This window comes from Pedobacter psychroterrae, from assembly GCF_004331695.1.
Lineage (GTDB): Bacteria > Bacteroidota > Bacteroidia > Sphingobacteriales > Sphingobacteriaceae > Pedobacter > Pedobacter psychroterrae.
Window position 1 is genome coordinate 18205 of the sequence record NZ_SJSL01000005.1, and the last position, 21660, is coordinate 39864.

The 21660-nt window shown below is 44.4% G+C and carries 13 protein-coding genes; 1 reads left to right on the plus strand and 12 read right to left on the minus strand.

Annotated elements, in window-relative coordinates:
- Positions 1 to 5: 5 nt before the first annotated feature.
- The 3 genes from EZ437_RS16220 to EZ437_RS16230 form a co-directional block, all read right to left on the minus strand.
- A complete protein-coding gene (locus EZ437_RS16220; protein WP_131597122.1) occupies positions 6 to 3629 on the minus strand; it encodes an RHS repeat domain-containing protein in 3624 nt (1207 codons plus the stop codon).
- Between the two features lie 422 nt (positions 3630 to 4051).
- Positions 4052 to 5704: an alpha-L-fucosidase gene (locus EZ437_RS16225; RefSeq protein WP_131597123.1), complete on the minus strand. Its 1653-nt coding sequence runs from the start codon at positions 5702 to 5704 to the stop codon at positions 4052 to 4054.
- Between the two features lie 132 nt (positions 5705 to 5836).
- On the minus strand, positions 5837 to 6706 hold the full coding sequence (locus EZ437_RS16230; RefSeq protein WP_131597124.1) for an AraC family transcriptional regulator: 870 nt from the start codon (positions 6704 to 6706) through the stop codon (positions 5837 to 5839).
- A 119-nt stretch (positions 6707 to 6825) separates the two neighbouring features.
- Here EZ437_RS16230 and EZ437_RS16235 point away from each other — a divergent pair, with 119 nt between their 5' ends.
- Positions 6826 to 7836 carry a zinc-binding alcohol dehydrogenase family protein gene (locus EZ437_RS16235; RefSeq protein ID WP_131597125.1) on the plus strand — a complete coding sequence of 337 codons (1011 nt, stop codon included), beginning with the start codon at positions 6826 to 6828 and terminating at the stop codon, positions 7834 to 7836.
- Here EZ437_RS16235 and EZ437_RS16240 read toward each other — a convergent pair.
- The 9 genes from EZ437_RS16240 to EZ437_RS16280 form a co-directional block, all read right to left on the minus strand.
- Positions 7820 to 8920 (minus strand): glycoside hydrolase family 2 TIM barrel-domain containing protein, encoded by a 1101-nt coding sequence (locus tag EZ437_RS16240; RefSeq protein ID WP_131597126.1) that lies wholly within the window; start codon positions 8918 to 8920, stop codon positions 7820 to 7822. The two genes, EZ437_RS16235 and EZ437_RS16240, sit on opposite strands and share 17 nt — an antisense overlap.
- A 37-nt stretch (positions 8921 to 8957) precedes the next feature.
- Positions 8958 to 10328, minus strand: a complete 1371-nt coding sequence (locus tag EZ437_RS16245; RefSeq protein ID WP_131597127.1) for a putative oxidoreductase C-terminal domain-containing protein — start codon at positions 10326 to 10328, stop codon at positions 8958 to 8960.
- A gap of 1 nt (position 10329) precedes the next feature.
- Positions 10330 to 11769, minus strand: a complete 1440-nt coding sequence (locus EZ437_RS16250) for a Gfo/Idh/MocA family protein (RefSeq protein ID WP_131597128.1) — start codon at positions 11767 to 11769, stop codon at positions 10330 to 10332.
- 30 nt (positions 11770 to 11799) lie between these two features.
- A complete protein-coding gene (locus tag EZ437_RS16255; RefSeq protein WP_131597129.1) occupies positions 11800 to 12654 on the minus strand; it encodes a ThuA domain-containing protein in 855 nt (284 codons plus the stop codon).
- 21 nt (positions 12655 to 12675) lie between these two features.
- Entirely contained in the window at positions 12676 to 13938 is a 1263-nt protein-coding gene (locus tag EZ437_RS16260) for a DUF6807 domain-containing protein (protein WP_131597130.1), read from the minus strand.
- A 133-nt stretch (positions 13939 to 14071) separates the two neighbouring features.
- The gene (locus EZ437_RS16265; protein ID WP_131597131.1) at positions 14072 to 15223 is read right to left on the minus strand and encodes a DUF4998 domain-containing protein; all 1152 of its coding nucleotides are present in this window, start codon (positions 15221 to 15223) and stop codon (positions 14072 to 14074) included.
- A 48-nt stretch (positions 15224 to 15271) separates the two neighbouring features.
- Entirely contained in the window at positions 15272 to 16456 is a 1185-nt protein-coding gene (locus EZ437_RS16270; RefSeq protein ID WP_165500443.1) for a DUF5000 domain-containing lipoprotein, read from the minus strand.
- Between the two features lie 31 nt (positions 16457 to 16487).
- Positions 16488 to 18389 (minus strand): RagB/SusD family nutrient uptake outer membrane protein, encoded by a 1902-nt coding sequence (locus tag EZ437_RS16275; RefSeq protein WP_131597133.1) that lies wholly within the window; start codon positions 18387 to 18389, stop codon positions 16488 to 16490.
- Positions 18390 to 18400: 11 nt separating this feature from the next.
- A complete protein-coding gene (locus EZ437_RS16280) occupies positions 18401 to 21598 on the minus strand; it encodes a SusC/RagA family TonB-linked outer membrane protein (RefSeq protein WP_131597134.1) in 3198 nt (1065 codons plus the stop codon).
- Positions 21599 to 21660: the final 62 nt, after the last annotated feature.

A 21660-nucleotide genomic window follows, 5' to 3' on the forward strand; every position in this document is an offset into this window, starting at 1 on the left:
TCTTATTAATTAAGTGCTCCCATAATATACTGGTAGCTTTTCACAATATTTCCCTGCTGATCTTTCACGTTTTTAAGCCGCTGAGAATTATCGTATTCATAATATTGGGCGCCGCCTTTGCTATCTATTGTGCACGTAATTCCTACCAATGGATCATACACATAAGTTGTCATCTGGGCATCCGCCGGATGAAAACGCAATTCATCAATCGAACCGCTACCTGACACAGTGATAGTGCCGGATGCGCTTGTGATTTCCCTTTCGGCCAAGGTCCAGCTTCCATAGGTTTTTTTAATTACGGCAGCCCCTACTGTACCTCCTGTAACGCTAACGGATGCTCCGGATTTATACCAATAAGAGATTACATATTTTTTTGTTGAAGGAGTATAAGTACTCTTCGTGATCGCACCGCTTGATAAAGAGTAAGCAAGCTTGCCAGACGGACTACTTGCATCGGCGATAGGCGTACCCGAATAGGTCCAGTTGCTGACATCGGAATGTTCAAAACTGCTATAGGCAACCTCTGCACTAAGGTAAGCGCTTTGGTAACCGTCGACTAATTCTGCGTTATTCACCTTAGCAACCGGATATTGATTTTTGTAACCCCAAAACACCACATTACCAGGGCCTCCTAAATCCTTGTACTGGTGGACTTGCCCCTTGTTATAATACTCATAAGAAACTTCCGGAGTAAATAAACTGGTATTCAAATGCGAGCCGACACTAAAATAGTTGCCAGCATAAGTTGGATTACTCCCCACTTTCATTTTATAGGTCTTGTCATTCAACAATGAACCAAACTGCACTTTAAATGTATTCACAAGACCATCGCGAACATACTCTGTTGAACCCAACTTGAATGTAGAAAATTGCTCCACCACTTCATCCAGGCCTATTTTATCTGATTTCATAAAATCAATAGCTGCATTGAGAGATCCTGAATAGTCCTGAGCATACTTTAACCTCGTGATCGTAGAATCACCTTTCGTATTTTTAGTCGTAATCCGGCTAGGCAATAAGTGGGCTAAATTATCATAGTAGAATTTAGTATCGTTTGTTATAGAGGAATAGGCATAATCATCATAGACTTTGTGCTGCTCGGTTTCCTTTTTTACAACATTTGACAATGTATTCAGATCCAAAAGAACAGTATGATATTTTCCGTTATAGTTTTCAGTCAGATCATCAAACACAACATTTGTGCCCGTGATGTAATCCATGCGCCCATTGCCAGTGTCATTCATCTGGTTATAAAGATAAATGATCGTACCACCTCTGTTTTCACCATACGGATTATCTCTAAGCGTAGTTCCGCCTGAAATGTGATATGGCCCGGACATTTGTCCGGTAAGCGTGCCGTAAAAATTCACCAGCTTATTCGTACTGTTTTGCGGTGCATCAAATGATTTGAAGGTATATTTGGTATCTTCGACGGTATTATAATAAGGGGCTGTATAGAGATATTTCTTGATACCGGCCACACCAACCCCAAAGTCCCTGCTTACTCCAGGTGTAATTTCCATGAATGGAAGACCGGGATTTTCTAAGGTTGCACCGAAAGGGTCCCATTTAGCGTCAGGCGCGTCTCCTGGTGATAGCAAGTTACTGTAGTATACAGTTTTTCCATAACTATCACTAAGGGCGTCCTTCATCAAAAATTCCGTTACTGATTGATAGGCTCCGTAACTGCCACCATGCTGGACCAAATTATTAACTGGATGCGACAAAAGCATGATATTATTCCTTCCTACCGGATTACCGGCAAGTCCATTATAATACATAGATTGGTTCCGTAGTACTACACCCGGAGTAGTAACCATCCCATAACCGTTTGTTTCTGCAACTGATCCGGGTGTCGCATAAGTACCCATGCCATAGACATACTTCTTTTTAAAATTTTTCTCAATATCAGTGAGTCCTGAATACAGATCATCATGATCAAGTTTTTTGGTAATTGATTTAATCCGGATACCGCCACCCGACTCTATTCGTGCTATATTTGAAGAGAGGTCTGGTCTTTCTATAAAATACATTTGATGAGGTTCATACTCGTACTCATACAATCCACCGGTAGGTGTTATGACTTTTTTTAATGTCCCTTTAACCGCGTTGGCAAAACTATAGCTCCTATCGGCGAAGGGTATGGTACATATGATGACACCTGTAATTGGATCAACAACCGCACTATGTAATCCATAATGCCCCAATGCGTCAGGACGGGAATACCTGATCGATTTAGACGATGTATATGGAGTATTAGTAATTGGGTAATGAGCACGTGTCCTTAAAGCTAAAACACCATCAGGATTATCTAACATTGTTAAGTTTCCGGTTTGTCCATTGTAAAATCCCCACCTGTCTTGTGCTTTACTTCCAGTATTAGCAACAACGGGCAGTTTGCCTTCGTAGGTGAAATCCCATGCTGACTGCCATGTATCGGTCTTATCATAAACATGCACTGCTAATAGATAATGTCCGTAGTTCTGATCTGCTACGTCATACTCAAATCCATATCTCTTTATAAGGGTTGTTACCCCATTTATCTTTTGATTAATACGGATACTGGTGAGTACGTCCTGACCGGCAATGTCTGCTGACTGATATTCAAATATGACACTGCCATTGGGAAAATTAATAGTACTCAATCGAGTGTGCATTAATGTTTCTACCTTTGACTGTGATATCATAGGATCTTGTATCAGGTAAAACTGGTCATCAGTATGAGGTGTCATACCCCCATGCACGGGACTGGCCGCCCTTGTCTCACGATAAAGAGGCAATGACTCCGTTGTACTAATTCGGGTTTTAGGTACAAGTTTCGGATTTTGAGATCCCATGGTTTCGTAGGCGAAGAAGACCGTATCTTTAAATTTCGAAGATACAATGGTTGAAAGATCCCAATCTCTTGACTCTACACCCGGTTCTTGATTCCATTCCTGTCCCAGAGTTACCCTTGTAGGAGTGGCAGTATTTCTCATGAAATCAATCCTTCTTGTCGTTTTTTTGTGTTCACCGGTAGTAAAATTATATTGCAATCCATCTGTCGTTTTAATTAAACCTGGATGTACTATCGTAATAAGCGGATCATATGGAAAGGTCAATCCATTTTTGACATACGTGCCTCCCATCCCATTTGGCAAAGAATAGTTGTAAGTATCCCAGCCACTATCTTTCTTCCCATCAAGTATCTCGCCTATCACCGATCTATGAGTTGAGTTGGAGTGAGGATCTAAGTTAGCCACATTTGGCAGGGGATATAATAGTATACCTTCTGAACCTAAATCATCCTTGCCCTGAATATTCCTAACGATCTTTCCACCGGCACTAAGTTCCCAGCCCATACCAACAGCGCTGGCTTCCTGTCCTACCTTCAATCCCGTCGCACTATAATTTAATGTTATGGGTACGACGATATCGTTTACTTTTATTTCATATAATGGGATTCCTATCTTAAGTGTCCCTGTAGTCATGTCCACATTGTCCAGACTAGCGGAGTTCAAAAAATCTCCTGTTTTTGGCGCATTGCCTATAGAGCCGAGTGCTCTCTTGTTATAGCTAAGCTGTGCCTTACTTTCTATACTCATCCCTACAACCATAAGGATGCCTATGAGGTAAAATTTCTCTTTCATAATTGAATTGATTAATATTATGTTTATGATTTAAAGCCGGCTAGCCATAGCCGACTATTCCAAATGCAGTTGCCGTATTAAGTTGGACTGAGGTTTTTCATGGATGCCATTTTAGATTAGGGATTCTGTTAATTCATCCATCAGCCCGCACCACTTATGGTCATAGATGGAGGGCTAATTAGATACAGACTAAGCTAAAACAGCCCGGTACAGCCGGTGTGAACCCAAGAAATAATTGAAAAAAGTATTGAAGGCAGGAATATCTGCCAGAAAATGCACATACGGATAGAAAGCGCAGTATTTAAATTGCGCCATACAATGCATTCAATTAGAAGGGAATTTTTCGGGATAAAAAATGAATATGCTTTGCTCTAAAGAATCAGAACAAAGCATATATAGCGTATTAAATTTAACGAAGTATATTAACTAATCTTCAGCACATACGCATACGACAGCGCTGGTTTGCCAACTGGCAACTTGATCTTCAGCCCTTCCGCATCTCTAGTAAAGTCCTTAATTGCGCCATGGCCCAACATAGTGATGCTATTCACCCTTGCCAAAGCAGGATTGTCTGAACCAAGACTTTTTATAACCAGCTCACCGTCCTCAGGCCATCCCATAGGTATGGCATACAGTAACTTCCCTTTCGTAGTAAACCGGATATCCTGTGCGCCAAAGGGCTTGCCTTTGCCTTCATTGAATCCCTGGGCGCTTAAGGGCGCTGCATTTTCTATGGCCGGACCTTCACCAAATTTCTTCCAGGGCCTCGTGCCAATGATTGCTTCTTTGTTGACCTTCATCCATTCGCCAATCTCCGTCACCACCTTTAGCTCGTCACTGTCCATCGTACCGTCGCCGCGCAAAGGCACATTCAGCAACAGGTTACCATTCTTACTCACCACATCGGCAAGGGTATGGATTACGGTTTTCGCACTTTTATAGTGATGGTTGTCGTAAATACGACGGTCGTAATGCCAGGAGCCTATACAGGTATCTGTCTGCCAGGTATAAGGTTCTATTTCGTTGCTCTGCCCCCGTTCGATATCCCATACCATACACTGACGCTGCTCCTTGTCCAGTATCTTTCCGTTAATTACGGCCTTGAGCTTACCATGCTTTTTAACGCTTTTATTATACAAATGCGCAGCAATACGCAAGCCTGCATCGCTGATGGGCCAGAATGGTAAGGCAGTATCATCAAAGTAAACCAATTGGGGATCATACTGATCAATCAGGTCTATCGTGCGCTGGTAAAATTTCTCTATGTGTTCTTCAGTCGGTTTAGCTACCCCACCTCCCCAGTTCCACTGACTATGTATGGTTCCGTTGTTTTCACTGCGTTCGCTTAAAGGATGGTTTTGTGCATATAATTCCTGAGGATCCTGGCCATCCCACCATTTGCCCTGACCGTCTGCTTTAGTAAGCTTACCGTCGTAGGGTACACCGGCCATAGGCCCGCTTTTATCCGCACGCTGAGCCGTTTCGTACCAGCTCCAGGCATGGGCCGCATGTACACTCACGCCAAATTGTATTTTATGTTTTTTTGCTGCTTTCGCCCATCCGCCTACAATGTCTTTCTTTGGGCCCATATTGACAGAGTTCCAGGCCTGGTGCTTGCTATTGTACAGATCCAGGTTGTCATGGTGATTGGCCAGGGCCACAAAATACTGGGCACCAGCATTTTTATAAAGGCCTACCAGATACTCCGGATCCCATTTCTCGGCCTTCCATTCATTGATCACATCTTTAAAACCAAACTTGGAGGGATGGCCATATTTCTCCACATGATATTTATACTGGTCACTCCCTTCTTCATACATGCCACGGGCATACCAATCGCCGCGCTCTGGCTGACACTGTGGCCCCCAATGTGCCCAGATACCAAACTTTGCATCTTTATACCAGTCTGGCACCTGGTAGCTTTTCAATGATTCCCAGGTAGGCGAAAAAGGTGGTCTGGCAAATTCCGCAGCACCATCGGGATCCAGTAGCCAGGTGGATGCTGACAATTTACTGGAAATTGCGAATGCTGGAATTACTGTTGCCAGTCCTTTTAATAATGCTCTTCTTTTCATAACAAGGTTTCAAATGGTTCATTCAAAGAAATGGGATTTACAGGTGCAAGCCCTTAAGGTATTAACCACCTTATAAGCTATTTTAACATTTGATCTGAAAATTGGATATTTTAAGGTTAATATCTTAAATACTCAACGGATCATATGGCTCTCCTGGTACAGCTTTGGTGTTTTTCCGGTAATCAGTTTGAAGTTCTTATGAAAACAGGTAAAGTTGTTGTAGCCAGATTCATAACAGACCTGCTTGATGTCGAGCTTATTTTCCAGAATGAGCTTGCAGGCATAGCCGATCCTGATGTCTATCAGAAACCGTGAAAAGGTCTTGCCTGTCCGTGTTTTAAAGTAACGGCAAAAAGAATTGGGCACCAGATCTGCCACTTCAGAAATTTCCTCCAACTGGATCTTCCGCTTAAAATTGTTCAGCGCAAAATTGTAGATGTTGTTCATCCGCTCACTTTCTATCTCTTTAAAATCATGTTTGAAGCCAATGGAGGAGAGCAGGGCGACCTGCGGCAAGGCAGAAATGCTCACCAGGCACTCCAGCAGTGCTATGATCTTTGCTGATCCGCTATGCTGATAAATCTGCTCTATCCGGGTAGCGATACCTACCGCATGCTGGCCCCTTATCAGAATTCCCCGCTTTGCTTTTTCGAGAATATTGCGTACTGATTTAAACTCTGGAAGGAATAAAAACCGCTCTCCCAGAAAGTTGTCAAAGAAATGGATCACAGTGGAATAGGGTTCCAGAGAGCTTTCATCAGCCAGATAGGCGGCATCATACCGCCAGTAATGGGGCAAATCGCGGCCGACCAATACAATGTCCCCCGGAGCAAATCTTTTGATGTTATCTCCTACAAATTGCGTCCCGCTGCCTTTATGAAAACAGATCAGTTCTATCTCAGTATGGTAATGCCACCTGTTGTTGATATTAGGGATCATATCCTTCCTGACACTGAAGGACTGGTCGGCACTGTTGGCTATCTTGAGATGTAGCGGTTTCATACTGCTATTTAAGAAAATATACGCAAAAATCAGCATAAGATCATAATGATGTTAATAAAACTTAATAGCAGGATAAAGCAGTAGCGTTTATCAACCTGCTTTATCCTACTTTTATCCTGATGAAAGCACTGATCTGTACCACTCCTGGTGAATTTAAATACATAGAAAAAGATGTTCCTGCTATAAAAGAAGGCTTTACACTGTTAAAGGTTAAAAGCGTGGGAATCTGCGGCACTGACTACCACGCTTTTGAGGGCACCCAGCCTTTTTTTAATTACCCGCGGATATTGGGCCATGAAATTGCTGCTGAAATAGCGGAGACTGCAGAAAATGGCTTTAACAAGGGCGACATGGTGACCATCAGTCCGTATTTCTATTGCGGCCACTGCATCGCCTGCCTTAACGGAAAAACGAATTGCTGCGAAAGCATGCAGGTCTGCGGGGTGCACATAGATGGGGCAATGTGCGAATATTTGCTGGTTCCGGATTATTCACTCGTTTCGGGCAAAGGCTTAACTGCCGATGAGCTGGTTTTAGTAGAACCCCTGGCCATTGGGGCTCATGCGGTACGCAGGGCTGATATTAAGCCAGGTGAATTTGTATTGGTAATTGGCGCAGGCCCGATCGGCCTGGGAACGATGGACTTTGCTAAGATTGCCGGAGCAGAAGTAATTGCGCTGGATGTAAACGGAAAAAGATTGGAGTTCTGCAGGGATAAACTGGGCATCACCCATGTAATCAATGCTGCTGAAGAAAATGTATTGGAGCAGTTGAAATACATCACCAATGGCGACATGCCTACGGTAGTGATGGACTGCTCAGGCAACCTGAAGGCCATCAACAACGCCTTCCAATACATGGCTCATGGTGCCCGTTTTGTGATGGTCGGCTTGCAAAAGCAGGAGATCAGCTTCAGTCACCCTGAGTTTCATAAACGGGAGGCCTCCCTGATGAGCAGCCGCAATGCGCTGCCTGCTGATTTTGCCCATGTGATAGATTGTATAAAAAGCAAAAGAGTCCAACCTGCGGATTATATCACCCACAAGTTGGACTTCAATGAGGTTAAAGATCAGTTTGCTGATCTTGCTAAACCGTATAGCGGTGTAGTAAAGGCTATTTTACGCCTGTAAGCATCTTAATAGAATCTACCTCTGCCTGTCTGTAAACTGATCCGTCAGGCCTGAAGATATCATGAAACCATAATTTAGGCTCACTTCCATCAGGCAGCGGGGTATCCCAGGCATATTTGGTATTGGTTTTACCCGCTACCAGCCCCCAGTTGTACGCACCGATATTTTCTGCCTTTAAAATCGGCATGATGTTGCTGAACAAGCTGTTCCTGCTTCTGGCCATATATTCGGTACAGATCAGCGGACGCTTGGACACACTTCTGAGTGAATCTATCCATTTCTTATGATCTGCGGGATCACCATAATTGTGGTAAGTAGTTACGTCTGAGTTTTCTACCTGGTATTTATTCAACTCTGTCAGGTCTTTTTTCCATACGCCTATAGAAAGCGGCTGACTAGGATTGACTTGTCTGGCCCAGGTAAATACTTTTTGTACCAGCGGCATGCTCTTGTTGCCATAGCCTGAATTGCCCGGTTCGTTATACAAATCCCAAAGTACAATCCGCTTGTCATCTCTGAAAGTATTGAGGATATCCTTTACATAAGTTTCCAGTGTATCTGTAAGGGTAGAATCCTGGTGCAGCAGATCTCCCGGATCTCTCAACCATCCTGAATTGTGTATCCCCGGTTTTGGTTCAGGCTGCTTGCCAATTTTATAAGTAGGATTCCAGCAGTCGTCAAAGATCACAAACAAAGTAGAGATCTTGTGGCTGTCTGCAATGTCCAGGTACTTGCCTACACGGCCTTTAAATCCTTCCGGATCTTGTTGCCATGCCTTGTGGTGCAGGTATACCCGCATAGAGTTCATACCAATTTTCTCTGCCCAGCCAAGCTCTCTGTTGATGGTAGCGGTATCGAAAGTATCTTCCTGCCACATCTCCAATTGGTTGATGGCTGTACTTGGGATAAAATCACTCCCCCGCAACCAGCCCCACTGTTTGTACCAGTCATTGGCTTTTTCCACGCTCCATATTTCACGGGGCGCAGCGTTCACATCGGCAGTTGTTTTCTTTTCGCCCTGCGTACAGCTATACAAGCCCAAACCCAGCACTGCTGCTGCTAAATAATTTGATAGTTTCTTCATACTAATGGTTTAAAATTAAATGGTCGCTACCAAGATACTATTTTCTGGCGAGCTCCAAAGCTGCTGTGGTAGTATAATACTTGGCGATCATATTGGGCACTTCCCATTCCGGCATGCTTCCTTTTTTCAGGTATTCCAAAAACTTCTCTGTTACGCGGGCAAAATGTGCTTCATGTCCTTCTTTGTATTTTTCAGGAACACTCACCTCCCAGCCTTTTGCCAGTTTCTTGAGCTCCACACCCGGGAATTTTGCCTGTACCTGTTTGAATTTCTCCATTAAAACAGCCTCGTATGCCGGATCTGCTTTGCCTGCCAGTTCCACATATAAAGCTGGTTTGTATTTCTGCGCTGCGCCCTGCTTGATGATCAGGTTGGCTTTGGTACCACGCATGATGGAGTAGTGGGTATCACCGGTTCCTTCCGGCGCCTTATAAACCCATTTTACCGATACTTTGGCATGAACCCCTTTCAGGGCATAATTGATCTCTCCGTTGGAGTATACCTTCAATATGCTGTCCTTGCTCACATCCTTTTTAAGATAGTCCGGAAAGCCATTGAGCTTGGTAACGGCGTTGAACTGGCTCAATGTCATATCGGTAGCCGAGCGGATGGCAGACGTAAGCTGGATGTCTTTTTTATAATCCAGTACCTGGTCCGGGAAGCATTCCCACTGGATCAAATCTACCAGGTGGGTTGTCACATCGACGATACCCTCCCCTTCCTGACTCACGTCCATAAACCAGGCAGGTCGCTTCAAGGGATTGCCGGATACGAATTTATAGAAATGGTGGATGCTTTCTTTGGTCACTGCCGGGTTCTCTGGTGTTCCTTTTTCAAGCTTACCAAAGATCTCCGGGATCAAGGAAAGTTCGCGCTGCAGCATGGTGCTGATCTCATAACGCTCGGTCATGATGTCGTACAACAGCAACTTTTTATCGGCGGCTGTTTCAAAAGCCTGCTTCAATACTTCAAACGCTTCCTTATTGATCACCATGGGTTTGTCGGCCAGCACATTAAGGCCGGCATCGATAGATTGTTTGATATAATCTGTCTTCTTTTGGTTGTTGCCTGCCAAAACCACTACGTTACCGGCTTTGTCTGCCAGCATTTTTTTGAAGTAGTCGTCGCCAATATACACTTCTTCCTTCCATGCGGTTGGTTTTTCTGCATTGGCATTGTACTGCGTTATCAGTTTCAGGTGCGACTCCAGTTCCTCGCCCTTGGGTGCGTAGACGTGCACTACAGAGTCTACATCAGGATACATCGATTTCTGCAAGAGCGCGGAATGGAAATGCCCCGGATCCAAAGCAATCAGTTTTATCTTGTTGTTAGCTTGTTCTGTTGCTTTTTGCGGATTGCCGCAGCCCGCAACTGCGATTAAAGACAATATGGCAAGTTTTGATCTCATACTAGGCCTTCTTTTTATGGTTTACATAATTGGTTCCGTAAGGATAACGCTGAGGTCTGGATAATAATTTATTGGCCTCTACATTGTCTTTAAAGACTTCCTTTTTCGGGTCCCAATATAGCTTTTGTCCTTCAAATTTCATAGCGGCATGTGCTACCAGACAGGCACTGCAGGAGCGGTGCGCTACTTCGGCCGGACTGATGGTCTCTTTTTTATTCTGGATACATTCCAGCCAGTTGCGGTGCTGCTCCGGACTTTCGTACAGATGGATCTCGTTCTTTGCGATTTCTGAGGTCAGTATTTTAGGATCACTGACCGTCAGGGCTTTCAGTTTACCACCAGTTGCGCCAGGATCTGAGGCGGTTACCGCTACATCACCCCTCGATACAAAGATCCATCCATCGGTGCCCTCAAACTTGATTCCGTTGGGATTCTTGCTGTCCATCAGCATGGTTACACCATTTGCATATTTGGAAGTGACCTGGTAGTCGCCATGTACATTCCACAAGCCTGCTTTAGGGAAATCAGCCTTGGCAGTTACTTCTATTGGCCCGGTTAGCTCGGTATTCATTCCCCAATGGGCAATGTCGATGTGGTGTACGCCCCAGCCGGTGATCATTCCGGCGCCAAACTGCTCAAGTCGCAGCCATCCGCCCCTGGAGTTGAAATCGGTCTGTGAGTGCACTCTGTCGCCCGTATAATAAATATATGGCGTAGAGCCCAGCCACATATCATAGTTTAATCCCTCTGGAATCGGCATATTTTTGGGATCGCCTCCTGCTGGATCTGCTGGCAGCCCGATGTGTACGGTATGCAGTTTACCGATCCTGCCATTGCGCACAAGCTCGCAGGCACGCTTAAATTGTGGCCATGGATCTACAGAGCGCTGCTGACTGCCCAACTGAAACCTTACGCCTGATTTGCGGACTGCATCGCTCATCTGACGACCCTCTTCTATAGTCAGTGAAGTTGGCTTTTGGAGGTAAATGTGCTTTCCGGCCAGTGCGGCTTCAATAGCAGGTTGTGCATGCCAGTGATCGGGTGTACTGATCATTACGGCATCGATGTCTTTATTGTCCAGAAGCGCATGATAATCATCATAGGTCTGCACATCGATATAGCCCTGCTTGCCCATTTTCTTGTCATACCAGCCTTCTATCATCTTCTTGCCGCTGATAAGCCTTGATTTGTCTACATCTGCAATGGCCATGATGCGGGCCACGTCATTTTTGAATGTTTCTGCAAGGTCATGTGTACGTGCAATACGGCCACAGCCTATTTGTCCAATATTTATTTTATTACTCGGTGCATTTTTACCGAATACAGAAGCCGGAACGATGGTAGGGAAACCCGTCAATGCGATGCCTCCTACTACAGCTGTTTTGGCAGCGGTTTTCATAAATCCCCTGCGGTCATACATTGGTTTTTCGAGATTACTCATGATTATTTGGTTAAAATTTGTGTATACTGATTAATATTTAACTTCTGTATCCCTGGATGTGGCGTAGGCTTTGGTATAATCAAGCTTACCTACCAGTGAAGCAATGTAATCCATGCCCTGCAGGATGTGCTTCATAAAGGTTGGTTCCTGGTAATACTCCTTGTTGTGACCCAGTGTAGTGATCCATACATTGCCCCCATCAAATGTCTGGTACCATGCTGCCGGGTACAGGTCTTTAAACGGTCCGGCTACTTTAGCTACTTTTGCCGTATCCTTTTTCAGACTGTGCAAGTCATGCGCAATGGTCACTTTAATACCCGGATACATTTCCTTGGTAAAATAGCATTCGTCGCCCAGACTGCGTTCCCATACTTTAGGGAGGCCTTTCATGCTTGGATGAGACGGATCAATGATTTTAACGTTGAACTTCTGGTTTGACGCATGCCATTCAAATGTTCCGCCGATCATCTGCTTGAACCAGGTCCATTTTCTTTCGGTACCCGTTACGGAATGTATGCCTACAAATCCGCCTCCGGCCTGCAGGTATCTCCTGAACTCTAAGCGCTGCTGGTCATTGTCAAACACATCATTGTTGGTACTGGTGAATACCAGCATTTTATATTTCTTTAGGTTTGCTTCTGTAAATACTGAAGGGTCATCTGAGACGTCTACGGTAAACTTATTTTCGGCACCAAGTGTCTGTATACATTTTACAGCACTGGGGATGTTGTCGTGAATAAAGCCTTTTCCATTTTTTGTATAAACCAACACCCTTGTTCCCTTTATGTTAGATTTAACCGTTGCCTGGGCCTGTTGCGCAGCAAAGCCCAGTAAAAGAAAGCTTAGCAGCAATAGTGTTTTTTGTTTGAAATTTTGGTGATTCATCTTATTGTGTGTTTTCTGTTATTATTTGTTGATTGGTTTGACACTCACTTGCGGCGCATTTGCAAAGCCCTTCCATGCTGCTTCGGCCTTTTCTTTATTAAACTTACCATTAAAAACCAAAAAACGATATTTAAGGATATAGTCCTGGCCTTTCAGCAGCGGCCAGTCTTTGTCTTTGGTTGGGGAGAAATTGGCATATACATCCCCTTTTCCATTTATCTTCTCCGGCCAGATCCTGAGCGGTTCGGGATAGTTGTAATTGGATGGATAAGACATCATCACAGCACCTCCGTAGTCGCTGTCCAGGCTGCCCTGCACAATCACCCAGCGGGCTTTAGTACCATCGGCATCTTTGCGTGTCTTGCCTTCTGAAGTGAGTGTCTCACTGTTGCTGTCCTGCCATTTTTCAGTAGCCCGCCACCCCAGTCCGCCGTAGCGGTATTCTTTTAGTGTAACGGGACTGTCGCCGGCACAGTTCATCTGGATGGTAATATCAGCAATGTAATAATCCTGATCTGCTTTTGGCTGATAAATCCTGACAGATTGCAGCTCATTGATGGCTACCTTCTTTTCACCGTTCTTTTTAAACGCAATGTGTTCATGCAGGGTCTGGTAATCGGCGTACACCGCACCTTCGCTGACAGATACAAAATTGGCAAACTTAACCGTTCCTTTTTTATCCTTCAGGTTCCAAAAATCTATCATCTCACCCTCAAACATAACGTGTGTCCATGGGTTCCATAGTCCGTAATGGTGGTAATGATCGGGTGCATTGATTCGGGTGAGCGACTGTCCATGAGGTGTCCAGAGCGGATGTATAAATCCACTTCGTCTAAACGCGGTATCAACCCCTTTGGGCGGGTACATGGTTTTAAAATTGTACTGGAGCAGGTTTTTATTATTGGCAGTTATAATCAATGCTCCGTCTTTTGTAACAGTTTTGATGTGATCGGATATTTTTAGCGGAGTACCTTTTTCCAGTTCGAAAATCCGCTTTGTGGCAGCACCGTTATCCTGCTTCATCATCCAGTAAAGGGTACGCTGTCCTTTGTTTTCAATTTGATAGGCTACGGGGATCCGCTTGTTGTTTTTAACTTCAACCAAACTGATCACAGAATCGGGCAGATAGGTGATTTTATCAAGTTGAATGCTCACAGGGATGTCAAGCGATTGATTTTGCTGCTGCGGGGCAACTTCCAGCGTAGCAATTCTCTGGGCGCTTGCCATGGTTAGCATCGAAAAACATACAGCGAAAGCCACTATGGTTTTGAGTGATGTGTTCATACTTATTGGTTTACTTTTACTAATATACAATTTATATGCAATCGATTGCACCGATAATTTTAAAAAAAGCAGATCTAGATAGATCTGCTTTCCATAAAACACACGCAGACAACGAAACCCAAATCCGTGTGGTTTATCTGATGAATACGCCTGCTTCATGTATGTTTACATTGACAGAAGTACTTGTGTAGTCATTCTTATAGATGTGTTTGAAATACCTGAACGACCTTACCCTTGTCAGGTCTGCATATACAGGTTTGGCAGTCTGCGGACTACCAGTATTCACTGTAGGCGTATTTGCGATGACAAAATCTCCCAGTGTTTCCCAGTCTGTACCATTATTGCTGATCTGGATTTCCAAGGTTTTTAGCGGATTGGTACTCCTCTGATAGAAATAAAAGCCTTCTACATCATTAACTACCGATTTCATATCCACAATTACCCAATGCGGGTATTTGATACTTGCTGCGATCTGGCTAACGTATAAATTGGTCAGGTTGCCGTCTATTAGGTTTACCGCCCTGCGATTGCCCGCCACATCTTCACTGGAAGCAGTAATGGTCCAGCCTGTTTTGGCCACTTCAACGGGAGCGCCCTTTATCTTTACCGTTTTGTACCCAGTGTAAAAGCTGTCTATCGCTAATGGCGAAGGAAGATATTTGGTACGGTAAGTAAAGCTTGTAGTAGCGTTTACATTGGTGAGTATCGTGGCTGCGATCTCAGAGGAAACATCAAGCTTATGAGCACCACCCATGAGATCTGTGTAGCTCAGTTCAGACGATATGGCTTCTTTAAATGAAACAGCACCCCAATCTATGCGGGCACTGTCGCGCCCTATGACAGAAGCAACGTTGACTGGTCTGATTAAAATAGTTTTTTGATAATTCTCGCCATACACATTTCCCAGTATTTCAGTCTTGACTGATTTATTCCCGTCGGCATCAAAAGTAAATATTTCAAATACATAAGTACCTTCATTCATGTTACTGAGGGTCACATTGACTGTATCGATACCACCTGTCCTGGTGATGGGTACTTTGACAGAATCCTTACGGTTGTTCCAGTAGATCAATGCCCGGTTGATCTTTGGATCGGCAAATATTATCCATGATAGTTTCAACCGGTGATTTCCAGAGTGTACCTTCAGCGAGTCAGGTCTTCCGGTATATTTGATCGGTCCATCCTTGATAAACCCAGAATAGTTACTGTCCATTTTACTGCAGCTGATGATAAAACCAACCAACAGCATAAAGGAAAGGATAAGTATATTTTTATTTTGTTTCATAACATCACGTTTAAAATCCTTGTTTTTGTATTTATATACCCTATGCAATTATTCCCTTTTCCCCCAGAAGGTGAGTTCAGAGAGATAGATATAGTCAAGGAGGTCCCAGGTTTCCAAAACTTTAACCCTAAGGTACCTCACTGCAGGTGCATCATCAGGGAAGGTAAAGTCTTCACCATTGGTACTGGCATACAGATTATCCTCGTCGGTATTGATTCCTACGGGACTTCCGGACGGTTTGTAAGATTCACAATCCATCAGCTTCACCCACCCTGTCCAGCTACCCTGGGGATCAGGATTATTGCTCCCCCATATTTCCCATTTTCTTGGAGCACCTAGCCTGTAGGCATAAAGTTTTGGAGAACCCCTGTGGAACAGTTTGTAACGGCTAAGTTTTGCTTTTACCTTTAAGTCAAATGAAAAGTGCTGTGGCATGCCAGCTCCCGGCTTGGTATGCAGGCCTACTTCACTTACAGGCCCGGTAATGTTGTCCCAAAGTTTATCTACAGTATGGCCACTTAAATGTGCTTCATAAGTATCGGTAGGTAAGTTGTAAGTCTGAAAGGGCTTAGGTATCAATTCTTCAAAAACCGGTGTCAGCTCCACAAATGCAGTATCTGACAGATTGCCCCAGCGGTCTCTTACCACCGCTCCGAATTTCCGTTTCACGTTTTCAAAACCACGGGAGTAAAACTTAGGGTTTTTCGACTTGCTGTAATACGTATCTACTTCCGTCATTTGTCCGGAAGCATTTGGCGTGAACAGCGTAACCGCTACACTGGCTTCTCCTTGGTTTTGGAAAGTCACCACTACACCACCAAATGTTTCCTTAAACTCGAGGGTACTGTATACTTCCTGTAAGGGAGGAGTCAAAGGCGTGACCTTCACAGTCACGGGTGCGGAAGACTTTTCGCCATTGCTGACTGCGTAAAGTTTTACCTCGTGCTCTTCGGTATTAGGGAAGCCGTCTACCAGGATGTAATTGGTATAGTTGGAAGATTTGGCTTCTTTTAGCTCTCCTGGTCTGATCTCATATTCTGCCCTTACGTAACGCAAGCTCGCATCTGACGGTAATGTATAAAAGATCTTGGCAGAACCCGGCAGGCGCTCTACCCTGATATTGGAAACCTGTCCCGGTGCCACGTCTTCGATCAGGCTAACATATTCTTTTTCTTGCTTACATCCTGATAAGGCAAACAACAGTATCAGAACAGTGTTTAATATTTTACGCATATTCATCTTATTTCATTTTTAATATCCATAACTACCAGCCAGGATTTTGAACAGTATTTTTATTTGCAAGCATTTCAGTTTCCCGTATAGGCCATAGATAATCTCTGGTGGTAAACACCTGTTTAAATATTTGTTTTTCCCTGTAATAACCAGCACTGGTTACCTGCGCTAAATCCCATCCGGTAATTGGTTTATTGAGTTCCGATATGGCTGTTTTCCAGCGACGAAGATCCCAGAAACGCTGCCCTTCAAAAGCTAGCTCTATCAAACGCTCTTGCCTGATAATGTCTCTCATACCATCTTTTACACCAGGTTTTCCGGGGTTTACAGAAGCTGTTTGCCATGAAGTAACCACTCCTTGAAGTCCAGCTCTTTCCCTTACCCTGTCAATCCATTTATACACTTCTGCTCCGGGGCCTGTGGTTTCATTCAGCGCCTCTGCATACAGTAGGTAAAGATCCGCAAGGCGGATAACAGGCCAAGGGTAGTCGATTTTGGTATACGTATTCCCATCGCCTATGACATTGGTATAGTAAACCAGCTTCTTAGGCCAGAATCCTGTAGCATTGTGCGAATGATTGGCGATGGTAGATGCCGACTGGCCCTTTTTTGCCATAAGATACCAGGGATCATTGTCATTAAACCTGCCCTGTCCGTACCAGATGCCTCCATCAAATCCAAGACTTGCATAATACCTGGGCTCACGGTTGAAGTTGATGGATGCCGTTGTATACCCGTATTTCAAATTATAACGTTCTTCTTGTCCTGCAGTTTTGAGTTCATATCGTCCGGCATAATCCCATTCTGAATCTTCTGTAATAGGCACGCCCCGGTCTGAGTAGAACACTTCCGTCACCTTAATAGGCACCCCAAGGTTTCCTGCTACACCTCCATTGGTTCGCTTGGCGGGATCTAGCCCCCTTGTAGTGGCCTGTACCTGTAGGGTGCTGGCTGTACTGTTTGGATTTCCCCAAATAATTTCTGCGTTCCATTTTTCTGTAAGGCTGTTGCGGATGTTAAGCTGGATCCTGGTAGTGTCTGACACATTGTACTGCTGTCCGCTTTGACTGTAATAATACAATTTGCTGCCATTCATTTCGCAGAGCTCTATGGCTTCCTTACAAGCTGCCGCGGCTTTTTCCCATTTGCCCTGATCGATGGTGGTATTGAATAACGCAGTACCCTGATTGTCAGTAAACCCTATATAATCCGAGTTCCCGTTAAATAAGGGGCTGGCCGCTGTAACCAGCACATAAGCCTTCAAGGCCAAAACAATCGGCCTGGTGATCCGCCCTAATTCTGCCGCTTCATTGTCTATCCTGTTTGGCAGCATTTCAGGTGCTGCTGCTTCATCCAAAAGCTGCACGACATAGTTAAAGCAATCATCTACTTTATCCCTTCTTACTTTAACTTCTTCTATTCCTGCAGATACCGGCAAATTCTCTTTCTTCAGCGGAATAGGCCCGTACATCCGGATCAGCCAAAAGTGGTAATAGGCTTTTAAAAACTTTGCTTCGGCTATCCAGCGGTCGCGCTCATACTCATCCAGATCGGGAACAGTACCAACATTCTCTAAAAAGATATTACAATCCCTGATGCCCTGGTATAAATCTTTGCCTCCCTGGCTACCCTGCCAATAATTCAGGTAGGGATCCAGTACGTTTTGAAAACCTCTGGCTATACTATAGCCAGTAGTGGAATAATCGTTGTGCAGCCAAAACTCATCTCCGGCTGTAAAAGCCGGATTGGCCGTAAGGCTACTTTGCAGTGGCATGTACGCATAGCAAGTAAATAAAAACCGCTCCGCGCTGATGCGCATCGTAAATGCATTTTCTATGGTTGGTATATTATCGGGAACGATATCCAGGTATTTTTTGCACGAGCTGCACACAGTAAGCAACACTATATAAAGTCCAATTTTTATATTTCTCATCTTCGTTCTGTTTAAAATGCTACGTTAAGACCTAAATTAAATACTTTTTGAACCGGGTATCCAAGTCCGTTTCCGGCCATCTCTACGTCCCATAATCCGAATTTACTAAATGTGAGCAGGTTAGTGCCGTTCACATAAATCCTCGGTGCAGACATGCGAAGGCGGTCGGCGATTCTTTTAGGAAGTGTATAACCAAACTCCACCTGTTTCAACCTAAGAAAAGCCCCGTTTCGCATAAACCAGGTACTGGTCTGAGAATTGTTCTGGCTCACTCCAGGCGCACTAAGACGAGGCCACAAAGCATATACATTGCGGTTTTCTTCCGACCAGTGATCATCGGCATAAGCTTTCAGCAGCTGGTTTTGGGTAATGCCGCTAATCACTTCATTCTGATAGGTGTAGGAAACGAAAGGCGCGGTAGCCTGCGGATCTATCCAGAATGATTCGCGGGTAAGGCCCTGAAAGAATGCCGACATATCAAATCCTTTAAATCCAGCAGAAAGTCCGAATCCGTAAACAATTTCCGGTTCGGTTGGAAAGCCTATCGGAACCTGATCAAGCACAGTTATCTTGCCATCACCGTTTACATCTCTGTATTTAATATCACCACCCCTTACTTCTCCACCGAAACTTTGCAGCGGCGAATTAGCTACCTCTGCATCATCCACAAATAAGCTTTCTCCTATATAACCAAAAACCTGGCTGATCGGAAGACCGATGCGGGATTTCCAGGGCTCATTCATGTAGTCATACTCTTCAAACACGGTATACTTACTGGTGGCATAGGTGAAGTTTGCACGCCCTTGCATCCAGAAGGCATTGTTGAACGAATGGTTGTAGGACATCTGAACGTCTACTCCTTTACCCTGTGCCTTACCTATATTGGCGTATGGCTGCACCCATAGCCCCATCGAAGCGGGAGTGGAAACGCGCTGTTGTAAAATATTTTCTCTCCTTTCCGTATAATACTCTGCTATAACTTCGAGTTTATTGAACAGACCCATTTCGAGTGCAACATTCATTTTCTTGGCAGTTTCCCAGGTGATGTTTTGATCCGAATACCGGCTTACGGTAATACCGTTCCTGGAATATCCTGCATCGCGACCGAAAACAGAACGGTAATCCACATTGTTCATATTTACCTCCGACAGGTATAAGAAACGTCCGCTCCCAATATTGTCATTTCCTACCAATCCGTAGGTACCCCTTAACCTTAGATTGTTGATGGTATTTTTTAACGGTTTCCAGAAGGCTTCATTAGATACGCTCCAGGCCAGTCCAGCGGCAGGGAAGAACCCAAACCGGTGGTCTTCATAAAAACGCTCAGTACCGTTATAGCCAAAGTTGAATTCAGCAAAGTACCTGGAGTCGTATGAATAAGTAGCCCGACCAGATAAACCCACGTTTCTGAAAGGCAGGGACTGCTGCAATGTTGGGGCATTGGCTGTGAGGCTCTGCCGCATGATGGAAACTAGTAAGCCACTTAAAGTATGCTTGTTGAAATCACGGGTATAGTTGACCGCCGATTCAATGTAGAATGTAGAATTGATGGTTTTTTCACCAGGAGAATAGGTTAAGAAATCTGTTCCGGAGTCGGGGTTGACAACATTCACCCGATAAGTGTTTTCACGTCTGTTGTATTGCCCTAACTGGTAAAAGAACGGAGAATAAGCCCTGGTAACATCAAAGAATGCACCTCTGGTAGTATTCAGCATGGTCCTGAAGGAAAGTCCTTGTGTAAGCATCGATAAGTCCTGCTTCAACTCAAACTGGGCAACCATACTTGACCTGGAATAGTCTTTATATCCGCTTACCATATCCGCATAGGGATTCAGGTAATTACCGTCAACTGAATTACCGAACATGATGTGTTTGACAAATTGATGGTCATCATCTACAGGATAGGTAGCAGGAAACAACACCGGATTGGTACGCATTACCCTTCTGTACATGGCAGTACCGCCATCGACCGGACCCGTATAGTCATCAAAATTACCACTTAGCCTGATGATCATTTCTGTTGATTTGGTCAGGTTGACATTTACATTGGACCTTAACGAATAATTTTTTAGCTTGATATTGCTGTTAAAGTTGCTCCGTTCGTCCACTTTTAAGACCCCATTATCCTGATTGAAGGCTCCGGCCACATAATACTTAGCGACAGATCCACCACCGCTTACACTCAAATTGGCACGCTGGTTCATGGTGTAATCTTTAAAAAGCTCTTTGCGCCAGTCTGTAGAGGGATAGATATAGGAACCCGAACCCAATACCGTATTGTCAATCTTATCATCACTGTAAGGAAGTTCGCGCAATGGATCGCGTGTAAGTATAGCCTCGTTGTGCAAGCGCATGTAAGTAACCGGATCTGCGAGTTCTACATTTTTTGTAGCTGTGGACATGGAATTTTCCAGCCGCAGAGAGATCTTGGCCTTACCCTCTTTACCCTCCTTTGTGGTTACCAGCACGACCCCATTGGCACCCCTTGCACCATACAAGGCGGTCGCCGTAGCATCTTTCATAATAGAAAAGCTATTGATATCATCCGGATTAAGGCGGGCAAGATCTGTACTGGACAGCTCTACCCCATCGATCAGGATCAGCGGATTTCTATTGGTACCGAAGGTAGTGATCCCCCGTATGAAGAAATTGGCATTGTCTTCACCCGGTTCACCACTCCGCTGATAGGCAATCATACCTGCTATTCTTCCTGCAAGGGCGGTTGTAAGGTTACTGGAAGGCACTTTCAGCTCCTTTGGATTGATTGTAGTGATGGAACCAATAACCGATTCCTTTTTTTGCTTTCCAAAAGCCACAACCACGGCTTCGTCAAGCATATTATCTGCAGATTTAATGACTACGTTGATTACTGCCCTGCCTTTCACGGCGATTTCTTGGGTTTCAAATCCGACCATTTTAAAGACCAGGATTGAATTGTCATCAGGCACTTCAAGAAAATACCTTCCGTTTACATCGGTGGTAGTCCCAATGTTTGGCTTGTCTTTAACAAGCACTGTCACGCCAGGCAAGGCACCCGTGGTATCAGAAACCAAACCCCTTACTTCTTTGTTTTGAAAGTTACTTTCAAATCTGATACTTATGGTTCTAGGGGGTGATTTTTTTGCATAAACACCCAATCCGGTTATGCAAATGCAACATGTTAGCAGAAGTTGTCGAAAACTTCCATTGGTTCGTAATTTTTTAAGCATAGTTTTACTATTTGGTTAGGTTTTTCATCAAATCTTATCTCATCCCTTAGATACGATCGAAT

Excerpts from the sequence above, each read along its gene's own strand:
- EZ437_RS16255 (WP_131597129.1), bottom strand. The coding sequence starts at position 12,654 with ATGAATCACCAAAATTTCAAACAAAAAACACTATTGCTGCTAAGCTTT.
- EZ437_RS16240 (WP_131597126.1), bottom strand. The coding sequence starts at position 8,920 with ATGAAGAAACTATCAAATTATTTAGCAGCAGCAGTGCTGGGTTTGGGC.
- EZ437_RS16280 (WP_131597134.1), bottom strand. The coding sequence starts at position 21,598 with ATGCTTAAAAAATTACGAACCAATGGAAGTTTTCGACAACTTCTGCTA.
- EZ437_RS16260 (WP_131597130.1), bottom strand. The coding sequence starts at position 13,938 with ATGAACACATCACTCAAAACCATAGTGGCTTTCGCTGTATGTTTTTCG.
- EZ437_RS16225 (WP_131597123.1), bottom strand. The coding sequence starts at position 5,704 with ATGAAAAGAAGAGCATTATTAAAAGGACTGGCAACAGTAATTCCAGCA.
- EZ437_RS16220 (WP_131597122.1), bottom strand. The coding sequence starts at position 3,629 with ATGAAAGAGAAATTTTACCTCATAGGCATCCTTATGGTTGTAGGGATG.
- EZ437_RS16235 (WP_131597125.1), top strand. The coding sequence starts at position 6,826 with ATGAAAGCACTGATCTGTACCACTCCTGGTGAATTTAAATACATAGAA.
- EZ437_RS16270 (WP_165500443.1), bottom strand. The coding sequence starts at position 16,456 with ATGCGTAAAATATTAAACACTGTTCTGATACTGTTGTTTGCCTTATCA.
- EZ437_RS16275 (WP_131597133.1), bottom strand. The coding sequence starts at position 18,389 with ATGAGAAATATAAAAATTGGACTTTATATAGTGTTGCTTACTGTGTGC.
- EZ437_RS16250 (WP_131597128.1), bottom strand. The coding sequence starts at position 11,769 with ATGAGTAATCTCGAAAAACCAATGTATGACCGCAGGGGATTTATGAAA.
- EZ437_RS16230 (WP_131597124.1), bottom strand. The coding sequence starts at position 6,706 with ATGAAACCGCTACATCTCAAGATAGCCAACAGTGCCGACCAGTCCTTC.
- EZ437_RS16265 (WP_131597131.1), bottom strand. The coding sequence starts at position 15,223 with ATGAAACAAAATAAAAATATACTTATCCTTTCCTTTATGCTGTTGGTT.
- EZ437_RS16245 (WP_131597127.1), bottom strand. The coding sequence starts at position 10,328 with ATGAGATCAAAACTTGCCATATTGTCTTTAATCGCAGTTGCGGGCTGC.